Annotated in this window: 15 protein-coding genes; 10 read left to right on the forward strand and 5 right to left on the reverse strand. The window is 63.8% G+C overall.

The annotated features are described in order from the left end of the window. The first annotated feature begins 60 nt into the window (after positions 1 to 60). Positions 61 to 1,170: a gentisate 1,2-dioxygenase gene (locus ACFQ00_RS13285; RefSeq protein WP_381491643.1), complete on the forward strand. Its 1,110-nt coding sequence runs from the start codon at positions 61 to 63 to the stop codon at positions 1,168 to 1,170. A gap of 16 nt (positions 1,171 to 1,186) precedes the next feature. After that, on the forward strand, positions 1,187 to 1,975 hold the full coding sequence (locus ACFQ00_RS13290) for an acetoacetate decarboxylase family protein (protein WP_381491646.1): 789 nt from the start codon (positions 1,187 to 1,189) through the stop codon (positions 1,973 to 1,975). Positions 1,976 to 2,011: 36 nt separating this feature from the next. Here ACFQ00_RS13290 and ACFQ00_RS13295 read toward each other — a convergent pair whose 3' ends face one another. Beyond that, on the reverse strand, positions 2,012 to 3,145 hold the full coding sequence (locus ACFQ00_RS13295) for an LLM class flavin-dependent oxidoreductase (protein ID WP_381491649.1): 1,134 nt from the start codon (positions 3,143 to 3,145) through the stop codon (positions 2,012 to 2,014). 268 nt (positions 3,146 to 3,413) lie between these two features. Here ACFQ00_RS13295 and ACFQ00_RS13300 point away from each other — a divergent pair, with 268 nt between their 5' ends. From ACFQ00_RS13300 to dld, 6 genes are all read left to right on the forward strand, one after another. Further along, entirely contained in the window at positions 3,414 to 4,262 is an 849-nt protein-coding gene (locus ACFQ00_RS13300) for a fumarylacetoacetate hydrolase family protein (protein ID WP_381491652.1), read from the forward strand. Then, the gene (locus ACFQ00_RS13305) at positions 4,259 to 5,275 is read left to right on the forward strand and encodes an ornithine cyclodeaminase family protein (protein ID WP_381491655.1); all 1,017 of its coding nucleotides are present in this window, start codon (positions 4,259 to 4,261) and stop codon (positions 5,273 to 5,275) included. Before ACFQ00_RS13300 ends, ACFQ00_RS13305 begins: the two co-directional genes overlap by 4 nt. Before the next feature lie 37 nt (positions 5,276 to 5,312). Beyond that, positions 5,313 to 6,401 (forward strand): cupin domain-containing protein, encoded by a 1,089-nt coding sequence (locus ACFQ00_RS13310; protein WP_381491658.1) that lies wholly within the window; start codon positions 5,313 to 5,315, stop codon positions 6,399 to 6,401. A gap of 55 nt (positions 6,402 to 6,456) precedes the next feature. Beyond that, positions 6,457 to 7,008 carry a hypothetical protein gene (locus tag ACFQ00_RS13315; RefSeq protein WP_381491661.1) on the forward strand — a complete coding sequence of 184 codons (552 nt, stop codon included), beginning with the start codon at positions 6,457 to 6,459 and terminating at the stop codon, positions 7,006 to 7,008. A gap of 78 nt (positions 7,009 to 7,086) precedes the next feature. After that, positions 7,087 to 8,025 (forward strand): LysR family transcriptional regulator, encoded by a 939-nt coding sequence (locus ACFQ00_RS13320; RefSeq protein WP_381491664.1) that lies wholly within the window; start codon positions 7,087 to 7,089, stop codon positions 8,023 to 8,025. Positions 8,026 to 8,047: 22 nt separating this feature from the next. Next, on the forward strand, positions 8,048 to 9,790 hold the full coding sequence (dld, locus tag ACFQ00_RS13325) for a D-lactate dehydrogenase (protein WP_381491667.1): 1,743 nt from the start codon (positions 8,048 to 8,050) through the stop codon (positions 9,788 to 9,790). Here dld and ACFQ00_RS13330 read toward each other — a convergent pair. Together ACFQ00_RS13330 and ACFQ00_RS13335 are read right to left on the reverse strand one after the other, a co-directional pair. Further along, on the reverse strand, positions 9,787 to 11,367 hold the full coding sequence (locus ACFQ00_RS13330; protein WP_381491669.1) for a carboxylesterase/lipase family protein: 1,581 nt from the start codon (positions 11,365 to 11,367) through the stop codon (positions 9,787 to 9,789). The two genes, dld and ACFQ00_RS13330, sit on opposite strands and share 4 nt — an antisense overlap. Positions 11,368 to 11,394: 27 nt before the next feature. Next, positions 11,395 to 12,018 (reverse strand): flavin reductase family protein, encoded by a 624-nt coding sequence (locus tag ACFQ00_RS13335; protein WP_381491672.1) that lies wholly within the window; start codon positions 12,016 to 12,018, stop codon positions 11,395 to 11,397. 209 nt (positions 12,019 to 12,227) lie between these two features. On the opposite strand from ACFQ00_RS13335, the gene ACFQ00_RS13340 reads away from it, so the two are divergent. Both ACFQ00_RS13340 and ACFQ00_RS13345 read left to right on the forward strand, forming a co-directional pair. Next, positions 12,228 to 13,616, forward strand: coding sequence for an LLM class flavin-dependent oxidoreductase (locus ACFQ00_RS13340; RefSeq protein ID WP_381491675.1), 1,389 nt, complete (start codon positions 12,228 to 12,230; stop codon positions 13,614 to 13,616). Between the two features lie 24 nt (positions 13,617 to 13,640). Beyond that, on the forward strand, positions 13,641 to 14,681 hold the full coding sequence (locus ACFQ00_RS13345; protein ID WP_381491678.1) for a Rieske 2Fe-2S domain-containing protein: 1,041 nt from the start codon (positions 13,641 to 13,643) through the stop codon (positions 14,679 to 14,681). 4 nt (positions 14,682 to 14,685) lie between these two features. Here ACFQ00_RS13345 and hpaI read toward each other — a convergent pair whose 3' ends face one another. Together hpaI and hpaH are read right to left on the reverse strand one after the other, a co-directional pair. Then, positions 14,686 to 15,486 carry a 4-hydroxy-2-oxoheptanedioate aldolase gene (gene hpaI / locus ACFQ00_RS13350; RefSeq protein ID WP_381491681.1) on the reverse strand — a complete coding sequence of 267 codons (801 nt, stop codon included), beginning with the start codon at positions 15,484 to 15,486 and terminating at the stop codon, positions 14,686 to 14,688. Further along, positions 15,483 to 16,289 (reverse strand): 2-oxo-hept-4-ene-1,7-dioate hydratase, encoded by an 807-nt coding sequence (gene hpaH, locus ACFQ00_RS13355; protein ID WP_381491684.1) that lies wholly within the window; start codon positions 16,287 to 16,289, stop codon positions 15,483 to 15,485. The genes hpaI and hpaH overlap by 4 nt, the downstream gene beginning before the upstream one ends. Between the last annotated feature and the right edge of the window lie 9 nt (positions 16,290 to 16,298).

The following is a 16,298-nucleotide window of genomic DNA, read 5'->3' on the forward strand; positions in this document are numbered from 1 at the left end:
CATGGCCGATTTCTCGCCGGACATCGAGGCCTCGGGTGTATCGGGAGGCTGGTAACGATCATGACGGACGGCGCGCTGGGTTCAGGACAGGAGAAAGGGCCGGTCGGCAGTCCGTTTGTCGATGCTTCGGGCGCGCAGGATGCGATGGTTCCGTGCTGGGACGCCTTCAAGGTCTCCAAGGATCAGATCGATGGCGAGATTGAGCGGCTGAAGTCGCTGCCCCGGCCCGCGAACGGCCGGCGCCGGTCGTACATCGTTCACCCGCAATCCCAGCGTAACAGCATCACGCCGGGCCTTCGCGCCGCCATCGAGGTGGTCATGCCCGGCGAGGCGGTGGAGCTGGCCGCCAGCAACGCCTCCAGCGTCGGCATCTGCATCGGAGGGGAGGGCAGGGCCGTCGTCGACGGCAAGGCCTTCGACATGACGCTCCACGACACGTTGTCCGTGCCGAACATGGCCCCGCAAGCCTACGCCAACACGGGCGACACGGCCTATGTGCGCCTCGTGTTCAGCGATGCGCCGCTGCTCGAGTATCTGCGCGCGCTCTATGTGTCGGATGGTGCCGTGGCGGCGGCGCGCGAGTCTGCTCCGCATCACCGCGATCCGATGGCGGACTTCATCTACCCGATGCCGACCGGCGGCGGCGCGCTGAAGACGTACCACGCCTTCATCGACCCCGAAGTGGTCGAGCAGGACGCGCACCTGTGGAAGTGGGGGGAGGTCAAGGCCTTCCTGAACGGCATGGATAAGAACACGAAGGACCTGCGCGCCGCGATCATCACGATGTACTGGAATCCGGCGACCGGCCGCACGCACGGGTCGACCAATACCATCACCGCTTGGATGAGCGGCGGCGTCGATCCGAACTGGACCGGCAAGAAGTGGGACATGGCGCGGTCCCATCGGCACAATGTCACGGCGATGAACTATGCCATCGCCGGCCAGTGGAAGACGATCGTCGAGCGCGAGGAAATTACATGGGGGCCGGGAGATCTGGTGCTGACCGCGCCCGCCTGGGCCATGCATTCCAACGGACGCTTCGACCGGGAGGCCTATACGTTCGCGATTCAGGACAATGCGCTGCTCGCCGCCATGAACAGCACGATTCTGCAGGAATATGTGAACCGGCCCGTCGTCCATCTCGGCGCGCGCCCCGGCTTCGAGGCATAGTTTCGGGAGTATTCGAATGGGCGGCGCCACGCATTTCCTCACGCCGGACGGCGGCGCGAGCCTCGTCGACGACTGCCTCTATGGGTGGGGCGCCGATCTCATTGTCGTCTATCTGCGCTGCGATCCGGAGAGGCTGCAAGCGCTGCTGCCGCCGGGCCTGAAGGTCGCGGATGGCCTGTGCATGGCCTATGTCGGCGCTTTCCAGTCGGCGAGCGAGGATCGCCCGGATGCGCTGCTGCTCAATCCGGCCGGGGCCGTCTATAATGAGGCGGCACTGAGCATCGCGTGCACCTATGGCGACAGGAAGGGTTATTTTCCGGCGTTCGTGTGGGTCGACAAGGAATGGTCGCTGATCCGCGGCTGGCTGAACGGGTATCCGAAGAAGATCGGCGCGATCACGATGGCGAGGCCGCACGCCTACAACCCCGTCACCGGCGGAGGGCTTCGCGTGGGCGCGGTGACGGGCGGCATCTGCTCGCGGCACGGTTTCACCCTGATGCGCATGGGCCTGACGCTGACGCGCGCCGGCGAACCGGGCGACCTCAAGTCGCGGCCCTCGACGTTCGGCCATCGCCATTGGCCGGCGCTGCACCCCACGCAAACGGTGGTTTCCGAACTCGTGGAGGTCAACCGCACCGATCTTAAGATCGGCGATGTCTGGCTCGGAGAACCGTTCTTCGAACTCGGCAACGCTCCCGACGAGGCGCTGGACCATTTCAGGGACCACGAGGTCGTCGCCGGCGCGACATATTCCTACGGCTTCCGCATCGGCGGCGCGACGCGTCTGGAACCGATCCAGCGTTAGGGAGGAAAAATCCCGGCCGGCGAAGGCCTGCCGGGATTAGCCGGCGCGCAGCCCCGCCTGCGCCAGTTGCGGCTTCACGTCCCTGATCCAGCGCTTGACACCGTCCTCATAGCTGAACCAGCTGAGAAGCACGCCATCGATGCCGCCCTGCGAGAGCTTCTCCAGACGGGCGGTGATCTGATCGGCGGTTCCGACCAGCTCGTATCCGCCGTGGCCCGCCTTCAGACGGAACTTCATCATTTCCATCACGTCCTTGGGCATCAATTGGGAATGCATGTTGTGCATCTTCATGAAGCCGTCGAGCGCGCGGTCGTCGCCGTGCTCGACCACGTAATAGTCGAGGCGGTCGCGCGCGTCCTGCTCGGTGTCTCCCTGCACGACATAGGCCAGCGTCCAGACCTGCAGGTCGCGGCCATATTCCTCGCGCGCGAGCCTGCGATAGAGATCGGTCTCCTGCCGCATTTGATCGACGTCGTCCGACCTGACGATGACGAAGGCCATATCAGAGTATTTGGCGGCGAATTCCCGGCCGCGATCGGAGCCGCCGGCGTTCATGATGGGCGGGAACGGTTTCTGGATCGGCTTTGGAAGGCTGATGCCCTTGCGGATCGTGTAATAGGTGCCTTCGAAATCGAAGGTGTCGTCACGGCTCCACAATTCCCGCAGGATCTCGATCCATTCGGCCGCCTGTGCATAGCGGTCGTGATGGTCCTTCATCGCGGCGCCGAACATGTCCAGCTCGGGCTTGTTCCAGCCGGCCACGACATTAAGCCCGAAACGGCCGCCCGAGATCCGGTCGATGGTCGCGCACTGCTTGGCCGCGGCGATCGGGTGAATGGTGGGAACGTGCGAGGTTGCGAAGACCGCGCTGCGCGTCACCTGGCTTGTCGCCGCCGCCCATGTGTAGCTGTCCATCGCGAGACCGCTACGATGCGCGGGCTCTTCCTCGATGTAGCCGCGCCAGCGCGAATAGGGGACATTCGCCTCGAACCCGGCGTCTTCGGCGAGCTTGGAAACGAGGACCGACTCGTCCCAGTCCGCATCGGGCGTTTCGGGCGCATTGGACATGTTGTTGCCGATGCCGTTCAGCCCGAACACGCCGAGTTTCAGCGGATTGTCATTGAAGATCGGGTTGGTGTCGGCCCGCGGATCGTCCTTCCAGCTTTTCATTACTCGCGTCGCTCCCAAGGTTTGAGCGGAGCCTGAGCCGGGACGCGATTTTTGACAACAGCGTCCCGGAACGACTGGCTTTCCGGAATGGAAAAGGTGCGCCGACAAAAGGCGGATGAATTGCGCGCACCGGCGTTGCAGGGCCCAACGAAAAAGCAGCGCGGCCCAGGTGCCGATTTGGAAAGAATGTCTTTCGGGTACGTGCCTACACGCCGCCGACCCATCGCGCATAACCTAGCCGAACACGCAACAGCAATCGAAGCGAGCAATGAAGATAGGAAGCTGTCTTTACGAAGGGCGACCCCGGATCATCCGGGAGGATAACGGGCATCTCGTCCTGCTTCCCGAGGATATTGCAGGCAGCCTCAAGGCGCTGCTTGTCGAGGAGCGATTGAGCGAGGCGGCCGCGGCCCACGGCGAGGCGGTTTCCGCCGACAGCGTCGTCATGCTGCCGCCGATCACGGACCCGGACAAGATCCTCGCGGTGGGTTTCAATTACCGCGGGCATCTGACCGAGACCGGGACGCCGCTTCCCGAACATCCTTCGCTGTTCGTCCGCTTTCCATCGAGCCAGGTCGGCCATGATCAACCCGTGATCGCGCCGGCGATCTCTTCGGAATTCGATTATGAAGGCGAACTCGCCGTCATCATCGGGCGGCCCGCCTGGCGGGTGAGCGCGGCGGAGGCGATGGACTGCGTCGCCGGTTACAGCTGCTTCGCCGAGAATTCGGTGCGGGATTTCCAGGCCCATGCCCGGCAGGTCACCGCAGGCAAGAATTTCCTGTGCAGCGGCGCCATCGGCCCGTGGCTGACCACGGCGGACGAGGTGGGCGACCCCTCGGCGCTCACGCTCACCACCAGACTGAACGGACAGGTGGTGCAGCACGACAGGCTGACCTCGCTCGTGTTCAGCGTCGCCGAGCTCATCGTGTACATCAGCCAGTTCACGCGCCTGCTGCCCGGAGACATCATTGCCACGGGCACGCCCGACGGGGTCGGCTTTCTGCGCAAACCGCCGATCTGGCTCGTTCCCGGAGACACGATGGAAATCGACATTCCCGGCGTCGGCCTGCTGCGCAACACGGTGATTGCCGAACATGCGGGTGCGGCGCGATGAGCGAGGCGAAAGCCGGAGCGTCCCTGATCTGGCTGACCGAGGAGCAGGTCGCATCGCTCGTCGATATCAACGACGCGATGGCGGCACTGCGCACCGGCTTCATCGAGGAAGCGGAGGGACGCGCCAAGGCGATCGACAAGGCGCTGGGACTGTGGCCCGGCGGCGCGATGCACGCGCTCGGATCGATGTCGACCCGGCAGCATTATGCCGGCTTCAAGACCTGGGTACATACCGAGCGTGGCGCGACGGCGATTTTCTCGATGTTCGACATGCGCGACGGCCGTCTCCTCGCGGTGATCGAGGCGGCGACGCTCGGCCAGATCCGGACTTCGGCTGTGTCCGGGCTCGCGGCGGATGTGTTGTCGAGACCGGGTGTCGACGAGATGGCGCTCGTTGGCACGGGCGCGCAGGCGCTCACCCAGGTTGCGGCGGTTGCTTCCGTCCGTCCGCTACGGCGCCTGCGGGTGTACAGCCCGACGGCTGACAAAAGAGCTGCCTTCGTCACGCAGGCGCGGGCGCGGTTCGATTTCGACATTGTCGACTGCCCGTCTCTGGCCGAGGCGGTATACGCCGCCCCAATCGTCACGCTGATCACGCGCGCCTCGACGCCCTTTCTCGATGCTGGGCTTCTCTCGCCGGGCGTGCTGCTGATCGCGGCGGGGGCGATCTTGCCCGCCAATGCCGAATTCATGCCCGACGTGCTCGAACGGAGCACGAGCGTGTATGTCGACAGCCTGCGCAACGCGCAGCTCAACTCCCGCGAATTGCGCGCGCATTTCGGCGACGATCCCGCCGGATGGGGCGCTGTCCGGACGCTCGGGAGTCTGCTCAGCGAAGGCGCGGCGCCGCCGGCCGATTCCGACATCATTTTGTTCAAGCCGATGGGAACGGGATTGTCCGACCTTTCGGTGGCGATCATGGCTTATGAGCGCGCCGTCGCGAAAGGAATCGGCCTTGCCATCGATCAGCCGCGGCGCGTGTCGCCGCGCTGGCGGAACGCCGCAACTGTTTGATCCTTGACGCCGGGGAGGGCGGAGTATGGAAAGTCGTGTGAAACTTGTCGATGAAAGCGGCCGGTTCCCCGAAGCCGTGGAAACCTGGCCCTCGGTTCTCATCACCCGGGAGGAGATCGCCCGCGAGGTGGAGCGGCTGGCCGACGCGCCCGCGCCCGCCAACGGCCGGCGGACGGCGAGCATCGTCCATCCGCTCGCGCAGGCGCCGGGCCTCGGCCTCGCGCCCGGGATCGACGTGCATATCGACGTTCTGAAGCCCGGCGAAAGCGTGCGGGTCAGCCGGTCGAACAGCACCGCGGTGGGCACTTGTATCAGGGGCTATGGCGCGGCGCGCATCGGCCCATCCGGGTTCGGCATCGAAATGCACGACGTGTGGAACGTGCCGTCGATGCACCCGGTCTTCTATGAGAACAGCGGATCGGACCTGCTGGTACGGCTGACCTTTTCCAACCGCCCGATGCTTGAAAAGCTGATGGTCTTCTACGGCGAGGAGGCGGACGACGCCAGGATCTCGGATGCGTGGTTCAAGGCCGTGGCGGACAACGTGCCCGAGGGGCCGCGCGCCAAGGACAATGCCCCCATCGTCGCCATCTGCGGCGGCGCCTTCCTGATGCCGTATGAACATCTGGTCGACCCCGACACCGTTGAGAACCGTGCGCTGCACTGGCCCTGGTCGGTCGTCGAGCCGCAACTGAAGGCGGTCCGCGGCATCGGCGAGGGCTACACCGGCCGGCGCCTCTACATCCTCTACAATCCCGCGACCGAACGCAGGAACGGCACGACGCACAGCTTCTTCGCGTCGATCGCGGCCTATCCCGGCGACGTGGTCGATCGCCCGCACCGGCACAGCTCGGCGGCGATCAACTACTGGTTCGGCGGCTCCGGCCGGAGCACGGTCAGCGGGGAAAAGCTGCACTGGAAGGCGGGAGACCTGATGCTGTCGGCGCCCGGCTGGGCGGTCCACAATCACGCTTCGGGATCGGAGGGATTCCATGCGCTGACGATACAGGATCATCCGCTGATGATCGCGGCGGAGTCCCTGATATGGCAGGAAACGATGAAGGATCAGATCCGGAATCTGGGAACGCAGATCGGCTTTCAGACCAACATCTCCGAACTGGTCTGACGCCTTTCGAAACGTGCAACCGCGAGCGGCGTCTCGCACAACATCGGGTGCTGCCATGACCAACATATCGCCCCTCGATTTTCCCGATATCGGCGAAGACCTCCAGAAGCTGTTCCAGCCGACCGTGGACCGGCTCGGCTATTTCGGCGATTTCTTCCGATACGGGAGCCACACGCCGCAAATCCTGTCCGCGTTCATGGGGCTCAGCGGGGCCCTGAAGGCGGCCATACCGGACGACGTCAACGAGACGGTCGCGCTTACCGTGTGCACGGCGATGGACTTTCCCTATGAGCGCATCCAGCACGAGCGCCTGTCCGAAAAACTGGGGTTCGACCGGGACTGGATCGCGGCCATGATCGGCAGGCCATCGGCCGCGGAGATCACCCCGTTGCAGCAGGCCGTGCGCGATCTTTCGATCGCGATGGTCGAGGGACGTCACGACGCCGCGCGGGCCGCGGCCGAAGCGGTCGCCGCGCTCGGGTCTCCCGCGCTGGCGGTCGCGCTGCTCTTCCAGGCGACGCGGTTCATGCAGGTCTGCGCGGTCGGACGGACGCTGGGCATGCAGCTTGCACGGCCCTCCATATTCGAGTCTAATGACGGGAGGTAATCCTTCGTGAACGTGCATCCTTCTGCGGCCTCACTCACGACGGGTGGAGCACGCGCTGCGGAGCAAAGGGTGGATGCCATGAAAGGCGACATCAAGAATGTCTACCGGTCCATGCTCGACAATCTCAGCGCGCTGCGCGCCTTTGTCGCCGTCGTGGAATCCGGCAGCTTCTCGGAGGCCGGCTACCGCCTGAACGTGATGCCCTCTACGATAAGCAAGCATGTGTCTTTCCTCGAGGAAAAGATGCACGGTCAGCTGATCGTCCGTTCCACCAAGCATCTGTCCGTCTCCGAACTCGGCCGTCGCTTTTACGACCGGTGCCTCGTCATCCTGAAGGAGGTCGAGGAAACCGAAGCCGAAATGCTCGAATACCAGATGGAGCCGCAGGGCAAGCTGCGCGTGACGATGGGGCCGTCCTTCGCCGGCTATCACCTGCCGCAGCTCATCCCGAGCTTCCTCGAGCAATATCCGAAAATCAGCGTCGATTTCCGGATTACACCCGAGGTGATCGATCTCATCGACAATTCGATCGATGTCGGAATCCGGATCAGCAGCAATCTGGAACCCGGACTGATCGCCGTGAAGCTCGCGCCCAATATCCGCAGCGTATGCGTCTCTCCCGCCTATGTGGAGAGATTCGGAATGCCGGCCGAGCCGTCGGCTTTGACCCAGCATAACTGCCTCCTCACGAACGACGCGTCCAGCAGCTCGAAGTGGCGCCTGTTGCAGGACGGCACGGAGACCGCCATTCACGTAACCGGAAATCTGGTCGTGAATGACGGCGGTATCTACAAACAGGCGATCATGGATGGGATCGGCATCGGCCACCTTTCCCGTTATCTCGTCTACAAGGATATCAACGAAGGCAGGTTGATCGAACTGTTTCCCGATCGCCGCGTCATCAACAGCTATATCTATGTCGTCTATCCCCAGCGCCGGAACCTGCCGCTGAAGACGCGCGTGTTCATTGATCACCTCCGCGAGGCGTTCCGTGGGCCGCTCGAATGGATGCCCTGAACACTCGGGAATGTCTTGATCCATGCTGACGGGCGATAACACTCTCTCGACAGTGGAGCTGCTCGATGCGCTTCGCGATATCGTCGGTGGTCGCCACCTTCTGACCAGCGAGCGGACCACGCGGCGTTATCGGACGGGATATCGCTTCGGCGCGGGCGGTGTTCTTGCCGTTGTCAGGCCGGGGAGCCTGATCGAGCAGTGGCGGGTGGTGAAAGCCTGCGTGCAGGCCGGCGCGATCGTGATCATGCAAGCGGCGAACACCGGGCTCACCGGTGGGTCGACGCCCAGAAGCGAAGGCTATGATCGTCCGGTCGTGATGATCAGCACACGCCGTCTCAAGGGTGTGCGGCTCATAGACGGCGGGCGGCAAGTGCTGTGCTTCCCGGGTGCGACGCTGTACGAGCTGGAACGGCTACTCGGGCCTTTGGGACGCGAGCCACATTCGGTGATCGGTTCGTCGTGCATCGGTGCCTCGGTTGTCGGAGGCATCTGCAACAATTCCGGTGGCGCGCTGGTCCGGCGGGGCCCCGCCTTCACGCAGCTCGCGCTGTTTGCGAGAGTCGACGAGGCCGGGCAACTTGCTCTCGTCAACCATCTCGGCATGGATCTCGGACATGACCCCGAGACCATTCTGACACGGTTGGAACGGGGGGACTATACGGATGGCGATATCCGCCACGATCCGGCCCTGTGCGCCTCGGCCAGCGATTATGAAGACCGTGTCCGTGCCGTGGATGAAGGCGATCCCGTACGGTTCAATGCGGATCCCGCTCGGCTCTATGAGGCGTCTGGAAGCGCCGGGCGAGTGATCGTCTTTGCAGTTCGGCTGGACAGCTTCGAAGCCGATCACGGCGGCGGCACGTTCTATATCGGAACCAACGATCCCGCCGACCTGACGCGGATCAGGCGTGATATCCTCTCGGGCTTCGTACATTTGCCCATCTCGGGCGAATATATTCATCGCGGTGCGTTCGACATGGCTGCGCTTTACGGCAAGGATACATTCCTCGCGATCGAGCGTCTCGGCACTGAACGGTTGCCGATGTTGTTTGCCGTGAAAGCCTGGATCGACGATCTGGCGTCACGCGTGGGCCTGCGTCGGGCATCGCTGAGCGATCGTCTGCTGCAATTCGCGACGAGGTTGTTTCCACAGCATCTCCCGGCTCGTATGCGCGACTTCCGGGACCGCTTCGAGCATCATCTGATCCTGAAGGTCTCAGGCGAGGGGCTGGATGAAGCGAGGGCCTATCTAGCGCAGTTGCCGCGCGCATCGGCGGACGTGTTCGAATGCTCGCCGGAGGAAGCGCGCAAAGCCTTTCTGCACCGCTTCGCCGTTGCGGGTGCTGCCGTCCGCTACCGCGCCATCCATACGCGCACGGTGGAAGATATCATCGCGATCGACGTGGCACTTCCGCGCAATGCGGACACATGGGTAGAAGTGTTGCCGCCGGATCTGGAAGCCCGGATCGTCCGCAAGATCTATTACGGACATTTTTTCTGTCATGTCTTCCATCAGGATTACGCGGCCGCGAAAGGCGTCGATCCGCACCGGCTTGAAGAGGCGATATTGCGCACGCTGGACGCACGGGGCGCCGAGTATCCCGCCGAACACAATGTCGGTCACCTCTACGCTGCGAAACCAGCGCTTGCGCGCTTCTACCGGGAACTCGATCCCGGCAACCGGTTCAATCCCGGAATCGGCAAGACATCGGCCTGGGCCGACTGGGCCGATGGCGAGAAACCCGGAACCGATACCGCGCCCTAGCCTTCACGGGAATAATAGGCATCCAGAACGCTGAAGCGCTCGCGCCGCTGTGGTTCGCTGACGGCGACTGTCTCGCCGAGCTGCATTGCGGGGCCGTTGCGGCCATCGAACGGCGGCCAATGGGGTAGTCCGTCGCCGTCCGGATTTCCGGACCGCGCGAAGTTCACCCAGTAGCGCGAAACGAGATCGGACATCTTCTCGTCCCGTTCCGTCCAGGACCAGTCGTAAGCAGTCAGGTTCCGGAAGATATACGGCATTTCCGCCGCATGGACGGCGCCGAAGCCGCTTTCGAGATAACGGCCTTCCGGGATCGGCGGGGCATAGCTCCAGTCGTAATAGTAAACCGGCCGGCTGCCATGACGGGCGGCGAGATTAGCCCACGTCCAGTTCTGCCAGCCGAAGACCCGGTCGGCGAGGAGATCGCCGCTCGCGCGGAGGGCGGCCTGATCGTCGTTCGCGGGGTAGGCCTGCAGGGCAGCATCGGCCAGCGCGCCCATGTCGGCGCGCAGGTAGGCATCGTATTCGGCCAGCGTCCTGATGCCGGGCAGGCCGGAGCAGTCGTCGAGGGTCGAACCGGTGAGCAATGGCACGTCGTTGTGGGCGCCCGCCCGAATGATCGCGGCGGGAGAGTCAGGCAGGGCGTAACCGTCGACGATCGGATAGTTGGTGTCGGCGGCGCCCTCGCCGAGATAGCCGCCGAGCCCTTCCATGTACCAGCGCCCCGGTTCCATCGGGATCTCCACCGCCATGACCGCCGCCGCCGGCAGCGCGCGCAAGGCATCGAGCGATTCCGCGCCCAGCGCTTCCGACACCTGTACGCCGCGTTGCTCCGCTGAGGGAAGGTCGAGCAGCCGGTCGAACAGGCCGCTGTCCCGGCTCGGCGGCCCCATGAAGGCGCCGCTGCCGGCGATAGCGCGGTGGAAAAGTCCTTTCGAAAGCGGCGACGCCATGTGCATCGAGCAGCTCGCCGATCCCGCCGACACGCCGAAGATGGTTACGTTTTCGGGGTCGCCTCCGAATTCCGCGATATTGTCCCGCACCCAGCGGAGCGCGGCCACCTGATCCATGAAGCCGTAGTTGCCGGAGGCGTCGTGACCGCTTTCGGCCGTGAGCAGCGGGTGGGCGAGAAAGCCGAGGCGGCCCAGCCGGTAGTTGACGGTGACCACCACCACGCCGAGCGCGGCAAGCCCGCTGCCGTCGAAGAGCAGCTTGCCATCCGGCGCCGTGGTGCAGGCCGACGAACCGAACATGAAGGCGCCGAGGTGAAACCAGACCATGACGGGGCGCCGTTCGCCACGGCTGTGCGCGTCGGTCCAGATGTTGAGCGTGAGGCAATCCTCGCTCTGCGGTGGCGAGCCGGGATGATAGAGCGAATTCGGCGCCGGCAGGAACTGCATCGCCACGGGCGAATGGCGATCGGCGGCGCGGCTTCCTTGCCATGCCGGCGGGTCGACGGGCGGACGCCAGCGCAGATCGCCGACCGGCGGCGCCGCATAGCCGATGCCGAGAAAGGCCGAACCCGTCCGGGTGGCGATTCCGGTCAGACGGCCTTGCCGCGTCGTTGCGCTTTCGATCATTCCCTTCGCCTCCCCAGAACCGTGCCGTTAATCCGGCCTTCCCATGCGGAAATATCCCTCCGCCGTCAGATAGAAATAGTCCGACAGGCCGCCGCCGCGCATGATCGGTTCGCCTTTCAGCGTGTCGTAGATTCCATCCACGATCAAATCGCGCGCGATCCTGACGTAAACCGCCTCGCCGACGATCAGATGGCTGCCGGAAGGGTGGCCGCTTCGGTCTTTCAGATCGACGATCTGGGTCAGCACGCAATCGAACGAAACCGGCGATTCTCCGACATAGGCCGGCGCCCCGAAACTGGACGGGACGGGCGTGAGACCGGCGAGTTCGAATTCGTCCACGTCGCGCGGGACGATGGATGACGACACGTTCATCGGGTTCGCGAGGCTGCGCGTGGCGAGGTTCCAGACGAAGCGTCCGGTCTCCTCGATGTTGCACAGACTGTCCTTGCGGCCGCCGCTGGAGAAACCGATCAGCGGCGGATCGCTGCGAAACATGTTGAAGAAGCTGTACGGTGCCAGATTCCGGTGCCCGGCCCGGCTGACCGATGAAATCCACCCGATCGGCCGCGGCGCGATGATGGCCTGCATCGGATTGTGCTTCAGGCCATGTCCCCGCGCCGGCTCGAAGCAATGGAAGTCATGCCGTTCCATCGTTCGCTGCTCGGGGGAGGGGGCCTCCAAAGACGTCATGAAAAGGTCTCTGCCAAAGTCATTGGGGCGGGTTTACAGTCGCGCCTCGCGCGCCCGCCAACGAAAAGCGCGTTCCAAAACGACAAGAATGATATTCCGGATGAGGCCTTTGCATTGGCTTTGCACCGAAGGAAGCTCAGAATCAGAAGAAGAGTGTTCGGGGAGGAATTATGGGCCGAAGCAAACAGATTGCCGTCAATGCTTTCTCGATGGCGTCTCCCACCCAGTCCTGGGCAGGGCTTTGGGCGCATCCCCGATCCAACGGCCTTGGCTATACCGATATCGAATTCTGGACCGACCTTGCGCGCCTGTGTGAGCGCGGGCTGATCGACGCGGTCTTTCTGGCCGATGTTCTGGGCGCGAACGATGTCTACGGCGGAACGACTGATGCGGTCCTCCGCTCGGGGACGATGATGCCCAACAACGATCCCATGGTGCTGATCTCGGCGATGGCCGCCGTCAGCCGTAATCTCTGCTTCGGCATCACCGGCAACACGACCTACGAACAGCCCTATCTGCTGGCGCGCCGGTTCAGCACGCTCGACCATCTGACGAAGGGGCGGGTGGCGTGGAACGTCGTGACCGGGGTTCTTGCCAGCACCGCCCGTGCCGTCGGCACGACGCAGCAGGTCGCGCACGACGCCCGCTACGACATGGCCGACGAATATATGGAGCTGATGTACAAGCTGTGGGAAAGCAGCTGGGAGGATGGCGCCGCCGTTCGCGACAAGACCTCGCGTACCTTCGCCGATCCTGACAAAGTCCACATGGTCCATCACCACGGCGAGCATTACCGTTGCGACGCCATGCACCTGTCCGAGCCTTCGCCGCAACGTACGCCGATGATCTACGCGGCGGGCGCATCGGGGCGCGGACGGGTCTTCGCCGGCCGCCATGCCGAGTGCACGTTTATGTCGACGAGCGATATCGGCTTCGCGAAAAAGACGGTGCAAGCCTATCGCGACGAAGCCGTGCGCGCGGGCCGCCGCCCAGACAGTGTGAAGGTATTCAACGCGGCCACCGTCATCGTTGCCTCCAGCAGCGCCGAGGCGCGTGACATTCAGCGAGATATCGCGGCGTACAGCGATGAAGAGGGCAATCTGGCGATGTTCTCGCAATGGCTCGGCATTGATCTGTCCAAATATGCGCCGGACGACCCGATCACCTATGTCGAAAGCAATGCCATCCAGTCAATCATGGAGGCGATGACCAAATATAACCCCGGTCGTCCAATCAAGGTTCGCGATCTGGGGCAATTCGGCAAGATCGGTGGGCGCGAGGCGTTCTTTGTCGGTTCGGCCGACGAGGTGTGCGACGAGATGGTGAAATGGACTGAGGAGGCAGACCTCGACGGATTCAATCTGGTGCGCACTGTCGAGCCTGGCGGCCTTGGCGCCTTCGTCGATTTGGTTGTGCCGGAATTGCAGAATCGCGGCGTATACAAGACGGCTTACGCACCCGGAACGATGCGGCAGAAGTTCTTTCCGGGGAGCGACGGTCGGTTGCCGCCCGACCATATCGGCAGCACGTTTCGTCACCGCGTGGTCGAGCCGGCCTGACCGCTGTTCGAGATAGGAAGCGAGATGAGCCAGAATTTTCTTCGCAACACCTGGTACGTGTTCGCCTGGGGCGAGGAGGTTGCCGAAAAGCCGTTGGGACGAAGGATCGCGGGCGAAGACATCGTCTGTTTCCGTGGGCAGGATGGCCTCGTTGCACTGGCCGATATGTGCCCCCATCGCTTCGTGCCCCTCAGTCTTGGCAGTGTTACCGCTGAAGGGGTGCTGGAATGCGCCTATCATGGGTTGCGTTTCGGCTCGGAGGGGCGCTGCGTGTTCAACCCGCTCGGTGATCCGCCCGAGCGCGCGGTGGTGAAGACCTACCTCGTCGCCGAGCGCAACGGCGTCATTTGGGTGTGGACGGGCGATCCCGCGCTCGCGGACGCGGACAAGATCGCGGATTTCTCCTTCCTGACCGCGCCGGGCCGGGCAACGGTCACAGGCTATGCCTATGTCCGGGCCGATTATCAGCTGGCGATCGACAATCTGTCGGACCTTACCCACATCCAGTTCGTTCATCGGGATTTCCAGGCATCCGAAGCCTATTCCCGGCTTGAGCATGACACTTGGCAGGAGGGAGACGACGTCTATCGATCGCTGACCTTCCCAAACGGTCGGCCGGCGCCGTTCTTGCAGGGATTTCTGTCGCCCGATCGGCTTATCGATTTCACTATGGAAACGCGGTGGACCCTGCCGTCGAGTATCAAGCTCACGGCGCGGGTGACGGAGCCGGGCGCGCCCGAAAAATATGTGATCGGCAACGACAGCGCACATCTCGTTACGCCGGAGGACGATGGGAGCTGCCATTATTTCTACGCGCACAGCCGTGACTATGGGGTCGGCGATCCCGCGGCGGATGAGAAGGTGCGTGAGTGGCAGCGCATCGGCTTTGGGGAGCAGGACAAGCCTGTTCTGGAAGCCCAGCAAAGGCGGATCGGAAACCGCGATATTATGCAGCTTCGCCCGGTTATCCTGCCGACCGATGTCGGCGGTGTCCGCGCACGGCGCATACTGGCCCAGCGCATATCACAGGAACGCAAGGGAACGGTTCTCGAAGCCGTGAGCTGATCGCTCAGTAGATTCCGTCGCCTTGCGGTGGATCGGCTGGCGGTGCGGGATCGTCGCGGAACGCGCGCACAAGGGCCTCGCTGCCGCGCGCCAGAATGGTGACATCGGTGCCGACCGCGACGAAGCTCGCACCCGCCGACAGGCACGTACGCGCGAACTGTTCATCGGCGGCGAGCAGGCCTGAGGCCTTGCCCGCCGCGCGAATGGTCTCGATCGCGCTAAAGATCGCCGACCGGACCTCGGGATGTCCGGGGTTGCCGAGATGGCCGAGCGCCGCCGCGAGATCGGACGGGCCGATGAACACGCCGTCGACGCCGTCCGTCCGCGCGATCTCGGCGCACGCATTCAGCCCCTCGACGCTTTCGATCTGAAGCAGCAGGCAGATTTCCTGCTCGGCATCGCGCAGATAGTTCGGCGCCCGGTTCCAGCGGCTGGCCCTGCCGACCGCCGACCCGACACCGCGTGTGCCGCGCGGGGGATAGCGGCAGGCGGCGACCAGGCTGGCCGCCTGCGCGGCGCTTTCGACCATGGGGATGAGCAGGCTGCGCGCGCCGATATCGAGATATTGCTTGATGAGCACGGCGTCGCCCCAGGGCAGCCGGACGACCGCTTCGGTCGGCGACGCAGAGACCGCCTGGAGCTGCTGGAGAACGAGTGGCAGGTCGTTCGGGCCGTGCTCGCCATCGATCAGCAGCCAGTCGAAACCGGCACCCGCGCAGATCTCCGCCGTGTAGGGATTCGCCAGCGCCTGCCACAGGCCGATCTGCCGCCGGCCTTCGACGAGCGCCTGCTTGAAAGCGTTCACGCGAACCGCATTCCGATGGAGCCCATGGGGCCGAAATCGACGTTGAAGCTGTCGCCGGGGCGAACGAACACCTGACCGGTGAACGATCCGCCGAGAATGATCTCACCGGCTTCCAGCGAAACGCCGAAGCGTGATAGCCGGTTGGCGAGCCAGGCCGGTCCATTGGCCGGATGGTTCAGCACCGCCGCGCCGACGCCGGTTTCCTCGATCTCGCCGTTCCTGTGGAGAATCGCCGATACCCAGCGCAGGTCGATCGCGTCGGGGCGCATCGGACGACCGCCCATCACGATTCCTGCGTTCGCGGCATTGTCGGAAATGGTGTCGATCACCGTGCGGGTGCCGCGCCCTTCGCGGTCGATGCGTTCGATGCGGGCGTCGATGATCTCCACGGCGGGTACGACATAGTCGCTGTGATTGAGCACGTCGAAGATCGTGCAGTTCGGGCCTTGCAATGGCTTCTTCAGGATGAAGGCGATTTCGACCTCGACACGCGGCTCGATGAACCGGTCGATCGGAATGGTCTGCCCGTCATGGAATTGCATCGGCGACAGCAGCACGCCGTAGTCGGGCTCATTGATGTTCACGGCGCGCTGCATCGCGCGGCTGGTCAGGCCGATCTTGTGGCCGATGATCTTTTGTCCCGCCGCGACCTTCTTGCGGACCCACGCATCCTGCACGGCATAAGCGTCATCGATGGTCATGCCGCTATAGGTGCGGGAGAATTGCGGGATCTGTTTCCGGTCCCGCTCGGCCTGATCCAGTTGGTCGGCAAGCTCGTCGACAAGGGTGGTATCGAATTGCATCGGCAGTTG

This window comes from Sphingosinicella xenopeptidilytica, from assembly GCF_042676985.1.
Classification (GTDB): Bacteria; Pseudomonadota; Alphaproteobacteria; order Sphingomonadales; family Sphingomonadaceae; genus Sphingosinicella; species Sphingosinicella xenopeptidilytica.